Below are 12061 nucleotides of genomic sequence, written 5' to 3'. Positions count from 1 at the left end.
GTCGATGGAGGCGCATTATAGGGAGTTCTCGTCAGGCCGCAACCGCTAAATGACAGAAAAATGACTGACTGCTGCATTCCACAGCAAAACCCCGCCTTATACCCTTTTGCACACAGACTTATCCACAAGACGACGAAAATTTGAAAATTAACGAGCGATGCGCAAACGTTTTCGTTAAAATGCACGCGCCTGGCAAGGATGCCCCATCAGGTGTGTTAGATGAGTTTTTTACAGGAAAATTGATCTAACGCTCTCTGTAATCGTGAAATCCAGGGGATTTACCATGCAACAACGTCGTCCAGTCCGCCGCGCTCTGCTCAGTGTTTCTGATAAAGCCGGTATCGTTGAATTCGCTCAGGCACTTTCTGCACGCGGCGTAGAGCTGCTGTCCACTGGCGGCACCGCTCGCCTGTTAGCAGACAAAGGTTTGCCTGTGACCGAAGTGTCCGATTACACCGGTTTCCCGGAAATGATGGATGGACGCGTAAAAACCCTGCATCCCAAAGTTCACGGCGGCATACTGGGCCGTCGCGGTCAGGATGACGGTATTATGGAACAACACGAGATCGCGCCAATCGATATGGTTGTCGTTAACCTGTATCCGTTTGCTCAAACTGTTGCTCGCGAAAACTGCTCTCTTGAAGATGCGGTCGAGAACATCGACATCGGCGGCCCAACCATGGTGCGCTCCGCCGCGAAGAACCATAAAGATGTGGCTATCGTAGTAAAGAGCAGCGACTACGACACCATTATTAAAGAGATGGACGCCAACGACGGCTCTCTCCTGCTGGAAACCCGTTTCGACCTCGCCATTAAAGCTTTCGAACACACCGCCGCGTACGACAGCATGATCGCCAACTACTTCGGCAGCCTTGTTCCCGCCTACCACGGCGAGAGCAAAGAGCCTTCTGGCCGCTTCCCGCGCACCCTGAATCTGAACTTCATTAAGAAGCAGGATATGCGTTACGGTGAGAACAGCCATCAGAACGCCGCCTTCTATATAGAAGAAGAGATTAAAGAAGCTTCCGTTGCCACCGCGCAACAGGTTCAGGGCAAAGCGCTTTCCTATAACAACATTGCCGATACCGACGCGGCGCTGGAATGTGTGAAAGAGTTCAGCGAGCCAGCCTGCGTAATCGTCAAACACGCGAACCCATGTGGCGTTGCGGTTAGCACCTCTATTCTGGACGCATACGATCGCGCATATAAGACTGACCCGACCTCTGCTTTTGGCGGCATTATTGCTTTCAACCGTGAACTGGATGCTGAAACGGCACAGGCGATTATCTCCCGCCAGTTTGTCGAAGTGATTATTGCCCCTTCCGCTACGGAAGAAGCCCTGAAGGTAACCGCCGCCAAGCAGAACGTCCGTGTGCTGGTTTGTGGCCAGTGGGCTGAGCGCGTTTCGGGTCTCGATTTCAAACGTGTCAACGGTGGCTTGCTGGTTCAGGATCGCGATCTGGGCATGGTGACCGCAAGCGATCTGCGCGTGGTCAGCAAACGCCAGCCGACCGAGCAGGAGCTGCGTGATGCGCTGTTCTGCTGGAAAGTGGCGAAATTCGTCAAATCCAATGCCATTGTTTATTCCAAAGAGAACATGACCATCGGCATTGGTGCGGGCCAGATGAGCCGCGTCTACTCCGCGAAAATCGCCGGGATTAAAGCGGGCGATGAAGGGCTGGAAGTGAAAGGCTCCGCAATGGCGTCCGACGCCTTCTTCCCGTTCCGCGATGGTATTGATGCCGCGGCGGCAGTGGGTGTGACCTGTGTTATCCAGCCAGGCGGTTCAATCCGCGATGACGAAGTGATTGCCGCAGCCGACGAACACGGTATCGCGATGATCTTCACCGACATGCGTCACTTCCGCCACTAATCCCGGAGCAGATAATGAAAGTATTAGTCATTGGTAACGGCGGGCGCGAACACGCCCTGGCGTGGAAAGCAGCACAGTCACCGCTGGTGAAATCCGTTTTTGTAGCGCCGGGCAATGCCGGTACCGCACTGGAACCGGCCCTGCAAAACGTCGCTATCGGCGTGACCGATATTCCGGCGCTGCTGAGCTTTGCCCAGAACGAGAAAATCGATCTGACCATCGTCGGCCCGGAAGCACCGCTGGTGATTGGCGTGGTGGATGCCTTCCGCGCCGCTGGTCTGAAAATCTTCGGCCCAACGGAGGGTGCGGCGCAACTCGAAGGCTCTAAAGCCTTCACCAAAGATTTCCTCGCGCGCCACAAAATCCCGACCGGCGAATATCAGAACTTCACCGAAGTAGAACCAGCCCTGGCATATCTGCGTGAGAAAGGCGCACCGATTGTTATCAAGGCTGACGGTCTGGCTGCCGGTAAAGGGGTTATCGTCGCGATGACGCTCGAAGAGGCGGAAGCCGCTGTTCAGGATATGCTGGCAGGTAACGCCTTTGGCGACGCGGGACATCGCATCGTCATCGAAGAGTTCCTCGACGGCGAAGAGGCGAGCTTTATCGTGATGGTCGATGGCGAGCACGTTCTGCCGATGGCCACCAGCCAGGATCACAAACGTGTGGGCGATGGCGATACCGGTCCAAACACGGGTGGAATGGGCGCTTACTCCCCTGCGCCAGTGGTGACTGACGAAGTCCACCAGCGCACGATGGATCGCATCATCTGGCCTACCGTGAAAGGCATGGCGGCAGAAGGCAACACCTACACCGGCTTCCTGTATGCGGGGCTGATGATCGATAAGCAGGGCAACCCGAAGGTCATCGAGTTCAACTGCCGCTTCGGCGACCCGGAAACTCAGCCGATCATGCTGCGCATGAAATCCGACCTGGTCGAACTGTGCCTGGCCGCCTGCGAAGGCAAACTGGACGAGAAAAACTCCGAGTGGGATGAACGCGCGTCTCTGGGCGTGGTGATCGCTGCCGGTGGTTATCCGGGCAACTATAACAATGGCGATGAGATCCACGGTTTACCGCTGGAAGAGGTCGACGGCGGGAAGGTGTTCCATGCAGGCACCAAACTGGCTGACGACGATCGCGTGTTAACTAACGGGGGCCGCGTCCTGTGCGCCACCGCGCTGGGTCACACCGTTGCCGAAGCACAGAAACGCGCTTACGCGCTGATGAAGGATATCCACTGGGACGGCAGCTTTAGCCGCAGTGATATTGGCTATCGGGCCATTGCCCGTGAGCAAGGCGAGTAAGAACGTCGTTTACTTCCCCTCTTCCACAGGAAGAGGGGATCGTTCGTAAGCCGGATGAGCGTCAGCGCCATCCGGCATCTCCCCACAAAATCAGAAATTCTTTTCCGTCGGCTGCCACGTGCAGAAATCTTCGTTCGCCACCAGCAGCAGCTGCGACCCTTCCGGCGCTTCAAGCCAGGCAATACTCACTTCCATCGATGAGTGACGCTGACGGCGTTCGATATGTTCTGTCGCCCAGGCTTCGAGATCAGGCTTCACGGTTTGCCCTTCGCAGGTGGTCACAGTGCCATCGGAATGCCAGCGCCCCTGACGCAACACCACACGCCCCTGGCGCAGTGCATCGCTGGTCTGTCGTACCTGAGTGGCGCGATAACGGTACAGGGCGATTTGATCGCTGGAGAGCTGCTGTTTTTGGCCGTTGATCTCGCGCTGCATAAAGCTCAGCTCGCCGTGGTCATCAAAACGCACTCGGACATGTTCGGGGGTTTTACTGTAGATATTGAGTTCAATCAGCGACAGAGTGTCACCTTGCCAGCGGTACTCGGCGGTTGACGTGTTGCCGTTGTGCCACGGACTGAATGCGGAGAGCAGGTGAACGTCGTCACCGGAATCTTTACGCCAGACCCGCACCGCGCCTTGATCGTCAGCATATCCGCTGGCAGTAAAGGGTGGCAGGGTGGAGTCATGACTACAGGCAGAGAGCAGCAGGACTCCTGCCAGCGCAAGCGAACGACGCCAGAAAAACAAAAGGGGCGAAACCGCCCCCTTGTTAAAACTGTTCACTGCCACGCCGTCTTACTTAACAGCGTCTTTCAGTGCTTTGCCAGAAACAAATGCCGGCACGTTTGCAGCGGCGATTTTGATTTCTTTACCGGTCTGCGGGTTGCGGCCAGTACGCTCAGCGCGGTGGTTCACTTTGAAGGTACCGAAACCAACCAGTTGTACAGCATCGCCTTCTTTCAGAGACTCAGTAATAGCAGCCAGGGTGGATTCCAGAGCAGCTTTAGCCTGCACCTTGGACAGATCAGCCTTGTCCGCAATTACATCAATCAGTTGAGTCTTGTTCATAAGTTATCCTTTCAATGTGTTTATCGCTTGCTAAGCATCGAGTGCGACGAAAATGCCAAAAAAGCACTCTCCTGCATACACGCACCGATAGCCACTTTTTTTCGCCCCCCAAATGTAGACCAGACGGGGGGCAGAAGGGAAGAGTCGAGGTGCGACAAAACAGGCGTTAAATCACGTTTTATTGTCTCATTGGTTAAAAATTATACCAATATTACTCTCGCCAGCCTCGCGTAAGTCCGCGCGCAGGCCTTTTATCAGTTCAATATCGCGTTCTTCGCAGTCGGCCAAAAGTCGGAATATTTCCCACTGAATGTCCCATTCCTGCTCAACGGCCGGGTTCGCACGCAGCTCTTCATCGGTCATTTCGCGACCTTCCTGGGTCATTTCCAGCATCGCCACGGTAGTAATTGAAGCTTTACTGACTTCAATAGCGTGCTCGAGAGTTTCACCGCTCAGACGGGAGTGAAGCAGTTCGCTCAGCGCCACGCAGGCGTCGATTGCCGGATAGACGCCATACAGATCGTAGTCATCAGCAGCAGGGATCGCCTCTTCCAGCTTTTCGAGCTGAGAATCGAAATTCACTTTGGCATCTTTGACCGTCAGCGTTTCCCAAATCAGGTCGAGAATACGGCGATAAATCTGGCCTTCACCAAATCCAGTCTGCTTGCAGAAGGTGGCATAGTTGGGGTACATGCGCTCGCACAGGCAGGCCATAAAGGTGACGTGCTGCCAGCTTTCCAGCTTCTCAAGGCGCAGATGAATCGGGTTTTGTAACATGATGATGTCTCGAATCGGAAATTAGCCGCAGTTTACCTGAATCAACGCTGAATTTCCTGCCAACGAACAAATGCCGGACGCGCCGAAGCGACTGCATCAGCCCAGCGCGTCGGCTCCGGTAGACGGTAGCCTTTCATACAGCGCTGCACCCATGCCAGCGCGCTGTCGGTGCTCACACGATGCCCCGTCGCGACAAACAGCGGATTACAACGCGCTTTGCTGCGCCAGACCCACGCCAGCTGCTCGCCCTTATCCATCAGCGGTGCCAGGGCGCCGGGTTCGGCGGAGAGCGGCTCAAATTTGCCGCACAGGCGTTTTTTCGCCACGCCGATCGTCGGCACATCCACCAGCAGACCAAAATGGCTGGCCACACCGAGGCGGCGCGGATGGGAAATCCCATGACCGTCGACAAACAGCAGATCGGGTTTTTGCGAGAGTTGTTCCCACGCTGCCAGCAGCGCGGGATATTCACGAAAGGAGAGAAAGCCCGGAATGTAAGGCATGGTGGTGGCGATACGCGCCACTTTGTACTCCACCAGCTCCAGCGCAGGCCAGGTTAAGAGCACCATCGCGGCTCGCGTCACTTCCCCGCCCTGCTCAAATCCAACATCGGCTCCGGCGATCAACGCCGGAGGATCTTTGTCAAAACGATCCTCGCGGGAAACCGACGAGGCCAGTTCGATTTGCTGGGCGCGTAACGACGCGAGATCCATACTCACTCCCTACTGGTGATAAGGCGCAGAAAGTCGGTGTACTGCCTCCACAAACGCGCCCGCGTGCTCTGGCGGAACGTCCTGGTGGATGCCGTGGCCGAGATTAAAGACGTGGCCTTCACCCTTGCCGAATCCGGCCAGAATGGTCGCCACTTCTTCTTCAATACGCGCAGGCTGCGCGTAGAGCATGGACGGGTCCATATTGCCCTGCAGCGCCACTTTGTCACCCACGCGACGACGCGCATCGCCGATGTCCGTCGTCCAGTCGAGACCCAGCGCATCACACCCGGTCGCGGCCAGCGCTTCGAGCCACTGCCCGCCGCCTTTGGTGAACAGCGTCACCGGCACACGACGGCCTTCGTTTTCACGCAGCAGGCCATCGACAATTTTATGCATGTAGTACAGGGAGAACTGCTGATAATCACGACCGGTCAGCACGCCGCCCCAGGTATCGAAAATCATCACCGACTGCGCGCCCGCTTTGATCTGAGCGTTCAGGTACAGGGTGACGCTCTTCGCCAGTTTGTCGAGCAGGGCATGCAGTGCCAGCGGCTCGGCGTACATCATCTTTTTGATCACCGTGAAGGCTTTGCTGCTGCCGCCTTCCACCATGTAGGTCGCCAGCGTCCACGGGCTGCCGGAGAAGCCAATCAGCGGCACTTCGCCCTTCAGTTCGCGGCGGATGGTGCGCACCGCGTTCATCACGTAGCCCAGCTCCTGCTCAGGATCGGGGATCGGCAGCTTATCGACGTCGGCTTTGCTCTTAATTGGCGAAGTAAAACGCGGGCCTTCGCCGGTTTCGAAGTAGAGACCCAGCCCCATCGCGTCCGGGATGGTCAGGATGTCTGAAAAAAGGATCGCCGCGTCGAGCGGGAAACGGCGCAGCGGCTGCAGCGTGACTTCACAGGCTAGCTCGGCGTTTTTGCACAGGGACATAAAATCGCCCGCTTCGGCGCGCGTGGCTTTGTATTCCGGCAAATACCGGCCCGCCTGGCGCATCATCCACACCGGGGTGATATCAACGGGTTGGCGCAGCAGCGCACGCAGATAACGATCGTTCTTCAGTTCGGTCATTTTTGCAGTTCCTTAAGCGTCATGCCGCCAGTGTAACATGTGATTCATTCATAGTCGGCCCGACACATTGCCACCGTATCTTCTATCAGTCGGCGCGCCACGGTTCCCGGCGGCGGGAGGAGCGGTAAATCGTCGTAGCGATACCAGTTGGCTTCCAGCAGCTCTTTTTGGTCGATCACAATCTCGCCGCTGTCATAATCCGCCATAAACGCGGTCATGAGAGACATGGGGAACGGCCACGGCTGGGAGGTGACGTAACGCAGGTTTTTCACCTTGATGCTGCTCTCTTCCATCACTTCGCGGGCCACGGCCTGCTCAAGCGTCTCGCCCACTTCGACAAACCCGGCCAGCACCGTATGCACGCCGTTGCGATGGCGAGTATGTTGCGCCAGCAGAATGGAGTCATCACGACGAATGGCGACGATAATGCACGGGGCGATTTGCGGATAGTAGCGCTCACGGCAGTGGTTGCAGAGCATCGCCCACTCGGTTTTACTCCGGTGCATGGTGTGCCCGCAGTAGCCGCAATATTTGTGCGATCGGAAAAACTCGGCCAGCTGTACGCCGCGCCCGGCCAGCTGGAACAGGCCGACATCGAGATCCAGCACCTGGCGAACCGATCCCATCTCGTGATGGCGATGCTGCTGGATCAACCACACGGGATCGCCCTGCCATTCGCCGATCTTCAGCGCCTGTTGCCCCGCAAGATCGAAATTTTCAGCCTCGCCGTAAGGTAATTCTCCGCCGGGCAACCATAATTTTTGTTCGTGGCTGACGATCCACCAGCCGCGATCTAATTTTTCAATTATACGATCCATATCTATTGCACTACCTTTGCTTCACAGGCATGTTGATAACAATATTCTTACATTTTTGGGTGGCCAGCTTTTTCATCTTAACCTTGTGGAGTCAAACATGCTAAACCAGCTACAAAGCCTGACAGAGCGCGTTGGAGGAAGTCATCACCTGGTCGATCGCTGGCTGCACGTGCGCAAACATTTGCTTGTTGCCTACTACAATCTGGTTGGCATTAAGCCTGGCAAAGAATCGTATATGCGGTTGAATGAAAAAGCGCTGGATGATTTTTGTCAAAGCCTGGTCGACTACCTTTCCGACGGTCATTTTAATCTATATGAACGTATTATTCGCGAAATGGAAGGGACGACGCCGTATTTAGCGGCGACTAAACTCTATCCGCTGCTGGAGGCCAATACCCAGCAGATCATGGACTATTACGACTCCACGCTCGAAAACGCCATCGACCAGGACAATTATCTGGAGTTCCAGCAGGCTCTTTCCGATCTCGGCGAGGCGATGGAAGTGCGATTTACACTGGAAGACAAGCTCATCGCCCTGGTGCTGGACAGCAATCTGAAGGCCAGCAACGAAGACAACATCGCGCGACCGGCTTGAGTTCTTAAGCGTTAACGAGTAATTTACAAATACCGCGTCTGCACTGCAGGCGCTTTACACGAAATCATTCCTGCTGCATCGCGGCGGCAACTGAGCGAATCCCAGGGAGCTTACATCAGTAAGTAACCTGGGTGAGCGAAGGCAGCCAACAAAGAGGCAGCTTGAAGGATAAAGTGTAAATTTCTTGTCGGAGTGCCCAGTACAGAAATGTACGGGCTGAGACCGTTAATTCGGGATCCGCGGAACCTGATCAGGCTAATACCTGCGAAGGGAACAAGAGTCAAAAAGCTGTTTTATCACCCATCAGGGTGATCATATCTCTTGCTTCATCCGTCGTCTGACAAGCCACTCCTTACTTTTTTGGAATGAGCTATGTCTGCCACTAAACTGACCCGCCGCGAACAGCGCGCACAAGCCCAACACTTCATCGACACCCTGGAAGGCACCGCTTTCCCGAATTCCAAACGTATTTACATCACCGGTTCGCAGGCCGACATCCGCGTGCCGATGCGTGAAATCCAGCTCAGCCCGACACTCATCGGCGGCAGCAAAGAGAATCCCCAGTTCGAAGACAACGAAGCGGTGCCGGTCTACGACACCTCTGGTCCTTACGGCGATACGGATGTGGCCATCAACGTGCAGCAGGGTCTGGCAAAACTGCGCCAGCCGTGGATCGAAGCGCGCCAGGACAGCGAATCTCTGACTGACCGCAGCTCCGCATACACCAAAGAACGTCTGGCCGACGATGGCCTGGACGAGCTGCGCTTTACCGGTCTGTTGACGCCGAAACGTGCCAAAGCAGGCAAATGCGTGACTCAGTTACACTACGCCCGCTCAGGTATCGTGACGCCGGAGATGGAGTTCATAGCGATTCGCGAAAACATGGGCCGCGAGCGCATCCGCAGCGAAGTGCTACGCCACCAGCATCCTGGCGAAGGCTTTGGCGCTCGCCTGCCGGAGAACATCACCCCGGAATTTGTGCGCGACGAAGTCGCCGCCGGACGGGCGATTATCCCCGCCAACATTAACCACCCGGAATCGGAGCCGATGATTATCGGCCGCAACTTCCTGGTGAAAGTGAACGCCAACATCGGTAACTCCGCGGTCACCTCTTCCATCGAAGAAGAGGTCGAAAAACTGGTGTGGTCCACCCGCTGGGGCGCGGACACGGTGATGGATCTCTCCACCGGGCGCTACATTCACGAAACTCGCGAGTGGATCTTGCGTAACAGCCCGGTGCCGATCGGCACTGTTCCGATCTACCAGGCGCTGGAGAAAGTCAACGGGATCGCTGAAGATCTTACCTGGGAAGCCTTCCGCGACACCCTTCTGGAACAGGCGGAACAGGGGGTGGATTACTTCACCATCCACGCCGGGGTATTGCTGCGTTACGTGCCGATGACCGCTAAACGTCTGACCGGGATTGTGTCGCGCGGCGGCTCGATTATGGCGAAATGGTGCCTGTCGCATCATCAGGAAAACTTTCTCTACGAACACTTCCGTGAGATTTGCGAAATCTGCGCCGCGTACGATGTCTCTCTGTCGCTGGGCGACGGCCTGCGTCCGGGTTCCATTCGCGACGCCAACGATGAAGCCCAGTTTGCCGAGCTACACACTCTGGGCGAGCTGACCAAAATCGCCTGGGAATATGACGTACAGGTGATGATCGAAGGCCCGGGCCACGTGCCGATGCAAATGATCCGTCGCAACATGACCGAAGAGCTGGAGCATTGTCACGAAGCACCATTCTATACCCTGGGGCCGCTGACCACCGATATTGCGCCGGGTTACGACCACTTCACTTCCGGTATCGGCGCGGCGATGATCGGCTGGTTTGGCTGCGCGATGCTCTGCTACGTTACCCCGAAAGAACACCTCGGCCTGCCGAACAAAGAGGACGTGAAGCAGGGGTTGATTACCTACAAAATCGCCGCCCATGCTGCCGATTTAGCCAAAGGTCACCCTGGCGCGCAGATCCGCGATAACGCGATGTCCAAAGCACGCTTCGAATTCCGCTGGGAAGACCAGTTCAATCTGGCCCTCGACCCGTTCACCGCGCGCGCCTATCACGATGAAACCCTGCCGCAGGAGTCCGGCAAAGTGGCGCACTTCTGCTCCATGTGCGGGCCAAAATTCTGCTCGATGAAAATCAGCCAGGAAGTACGCGATTACGCTGCGAAGCAGGTTATCGAAGTGGGCATGGCCGATATGTCAGAAAACTTCCGCGCCAAAGGCGGCGAAATCTACCTCAAAAAAGAGGAGGCGTAATGGTTCAGCCCAATTTCCCAACCGTGCCCCAGCGCTTAGGGCTTTACCCGGTTGTCGACAGCGTGGAATGGATTGAGCGCCTGCTGAAGGCTGGCGTCAAAACGCTCCAGTTACGTATCAAAGACAAGCGTGATGAAGAGGTGGAGAGTGATGTTTCAGCCGCCATTGAACTGGGGCGCCGTTTTGACGCCCGGTTATTTATTAACGACTACTGGCAACTGGCGATTAAGCACCAGGCGTATGGTGTGCATCTGGGTCAGGAGGATCTGGAAACCGCCGATCTGAACGCCATTCGCGAGGCCGGTCTGCGTCTGGGCGTGTCGACTCACGATGATATGGAGATCGACGTGGCGCTCGCCGCACGACCTTCCTATATCGCGCTCGGTCACGTCTTTCCGACCCAAACCAAACAGATGCCGTCGGCCCCGCAGGGGCTGGCGCAACTGGCACGCCACATCACCCGTCTGGGCGATTACCCAACCGTTGCCATCGGCGGCATTAGTCTGGAGCGCGCCCCGGCGGTGCTGGAGACCGGCGTCGGCAGTATCGCGGTGGTCAGCGCCATCACCCAGGCGACGGACTGGCAGGCAGCCACAGCGCAGCTGTTGCAACTGGCGGGAGCGGGCGATGAATGACAGCGACTTTATGCGCTACAGCCGCCAGATCCTGCTGGAGGATATCGCCGTCGACGGTCAACAAAAGCTGCTCGACAGCCGGGTATTGATTGTCGGGCTGGGCGGGCTCGGAGCGCCTGCTGCGCTGTATCTGGCCGGAGCGGGCATCGGGACGCTGGTATTAGCCGACGATGACGATATCCACCTGAGCAATCTGCAGCGGCAGATCCTGTTCACTGCCGAGGATGTGAACGCGTCAAAAGCGCAGGTCACCATCCAACGGCTGAACGCGCTCAACCCCGAAATTCAGCTTATCCCGGTGCAACAGCGGCTGGAAGGAGAAGCCCTGCGTCAGGAGGTTGCCCGCGCGGATGTAGTGCTGGATTGCACCGACAATATGGCAACACGTCAGGCGATCAACGCCGCCTGCGTTGCACTTAATACGCCGCTCATCACCGCCAGCGCCGTTGGGTTCGGCGGGCAGATGATGGTGCTGACGCCGCCGTGGGTGCAGGGCTGCTACCGCTGCCTGTGGCCGGACGACGAAGAGCCGCAGCGCAACTGCCGCACGGCAGGCATTCTCGGGCCGGTGGTTGGCGTAATGGGAACGTTGCAGGCGCTGGAGGCCATAAAGCTGCTCAGCGGAATGGCGACGCCGCGCAATACACTGCGCATGTTCGATGGCCGCTCGGGTAACTGGCGATATCTGGCGCTCCAGCGTGCAACGGGTTGTACCGTATGCGGAGGGCATCATGCGGATTCTGTTTAACGATGAACCGATGCAGTGCGCCGAGGGGCTAACCATCGCCACGCTTCTCGACCAGCTACGCCAGTTGAAACCCGGCGCGGCGCTGGCCCTTAACCAACAGATCCTGCCGCGCGAGCAGTGGGACATTCAGCAGGTGCGCGACGGCGATCAGATCCTGCTTTTTCAGGTCATCGCGGGAGGCTGAC

The 12061-nt window shown here is 56.8% G+C and carries 13 protein-coding genes and 1 riboswitch; of the genes, 7 read left to right on the top strand and 6 right to left on the bottom strand.

Annotated features, from left to right (window positions below):
* The first annotated feature begins 283 nt into the window (after positions 1 to 283).
* Both purH and purD read left to right on the top strand, forming a co-directional pair.
* Complete coding sequence (purH, locus tag JBO43_RS22465) at positions 284 to 1873, top strand: bifunctional phosphoribosylaminoimidazolecarboxamide formyltransferase/IMP cyclohydrolase (protein WP_095280299.1); 1590 nt, start codon at positions 284 to 286, stop codon at positions 1871 to 1873.
* Between the two features lie 14 nt (positions 1874 to 1887).
* Positions 1888 to 3180 carry a phosphoribosylamine--glycine ligase gene (gene purD, locus JBO43_RS22460; protein WP_202675144.1) on the top strand — a complete coding sequence of 431 codons (1293 nt, stop codon included), beginning with the start codon at positions 1888 to 1890 and terminating at the stop codon, positions 3178 to 3180.
* Positions 3181 to 3270: 90 nt separating this feature from the next.
* Here the strand turns inward: purD and JBO43_RS22455 are convergent, their stop codons facing one another.
* The 6 genes from JBO43_RS22455 to nudC all read right to left on the bottom strand — a co-directional run bounded on the left by JBO43_RS22455 (position 3271) and on the right by nudC (position 7630).
* Positions 3271 to 3963, bottom strand: coding sequence for a DUF1481 domain-containing protein (locus JBO43_RS22455; RefSeq protein WP_202675142.1), 693 nt, complete (start codon positions 3961 to 3963; stop codon positions 3271 to 3273).
* Positions 3964 to 3975: 12 nt separating this feature from the next.
* On the bottom strand, positions 3976 to 4248 hold the full coding sequence (gene hupA / locus JBO43_RS22450; protein WP_002445246.1) for a nucleoid-associated protein HU-alpha: 273 nt from the start codon (positions 4246 to 4248) through the stop codon (positions 3976 to 3978).
* Positions 4249 to 4434: 186 nt separating this feature from the next.
* Positions 4435 to 5025: a YjaG family protein gene (locus JBO43_RS22445; RefSeq protein ID WP_103950385.1), complete on the bottom strand. Its 591-nt coding sequence runs from the start codon at positions 5023 to 5025 to the stop codon at positions 4435 to 4437.
* Positions 5026 to 5066: 41 nt separating this feature from the next.
* A complete protein-coding gene (nfi, locus tag JBO43_RS22440) occupies positions 5067 to 5738 on the bottom strand; it encodes a deoxyribonuclease V (protein ID WP_095280295.1) in 672 nt (223 codons plus the stop codon).
* A gap of 9 nt (positions 5739 to 5747) precedes the next feature.
* A complete protein-coding gene (gene hemE, locus JBO43_RS22435; RefSeq protein ID WP_095280294.1) occupies positions 5748 to 6812 on the bottom strand; it encodes a uroporphyrinogen decarboxylase in 1065 nt (354 codons plus the stop codon).
* A 44-nt stretch (positions 6813 to 6856) separates the two neighbouring features.
* Positions 6857 to 7630 (bottom strand): NAD(+) diphosphatase, encoded by a 774-nt coding sequence (gene nudC, locus JBO43_RS22430; protein ID WP_202675141.1) that lies wholly within the window; start codon positions 7628 to 7630, stop codon positions 6857 to 6859.
* 97 nt (positions 7631 to 7727) lie between these two features.
* On the opposite strand from nudC, the gene rsd reads away from it, so the two are divergent.
* The 5 genes from rsd (at position 7728) to thiS (ending at position 12060) form a co-directional block, all read left to right on the top strand.
* Complete coding sequence (gene rsd / locus JBO43_RS22425) at positions 7728 to 8225, top strand: sigma D regulator (RefSeq protein WP_202675139.1); 498 nt, start codon at positions 7728 to 7730, stop codon at positions 8223 to 8225.
* A gap of 178 nt (positions 8226 to 8403) precedes the next feature.
* Positions 8404 to 8515: riboswitch (TPP riboswitch) on the top strand.
* Positions 8516 to 8597: 82 nt separating this feature from the next.
* Entirely contained in the window at positions 8598 to 10493 is a 1896-nt protein-coding gene (gene thiC, locus JBO43_RS22420; RefSeq protein ID WP_202675137.1) for a phosphomethylpyrimidine synthase ThiC, read from the top strand.
* Positions 10493 to 11128, top strand: a complete 636-nt coding sequence (thiE, locus tag JBO43_RS22415; protein ID WP_095280290.1) for a thiamine phosphate synthase — start codon at positions 10493 to 10495, stop codon at positions 11126 to 11128. Before thiC ends, thiE begins: the two co-directional genes overlap by 1 nt.
* Entirely contained in the window at positions 11121 to 11876 is a 756-nt protein-coding gene (locus tag JBO43_RS22410; protein ID WP_202675135.1) for a HesA/MoeB/ThiF family protein, read from the top strand. The genes thiE and JBO43_RS22410 overlap by 8 nt, the downstream gene beginning before the upstream one ends.
* Positions 11860 to 12060, top strand: a complete 201-nt coding sequence (thiS, locus tag JBO43_RS22405; RefSeq protein WP_103948309.1) for a sulfur carrier protein ThiS — start codon at positions 11860 to 11862, stop codon at positions 12058 to 12060. Before JBO43_RS22410 ends, thiS begins: the two co-directional genes overlap by 17 nt.
* The last annotated feature ends 1 nt before the right edge of the window (position 12061 follow it).

Source organism: Lelliottia jeotgali (genome assembly GCF_016771845.1).
In the GTDB taxonomy this organism is placed as follows: Bacteria; Pseudomonadota; Gammaproteobacteria; order Enterobacterales; family Enterobacteriaceae; genus Enterobacter; species Enterobacter jeotgali.
This window is presented reverse-complemented; position numbering and strand designations above follow the sequence as displayed.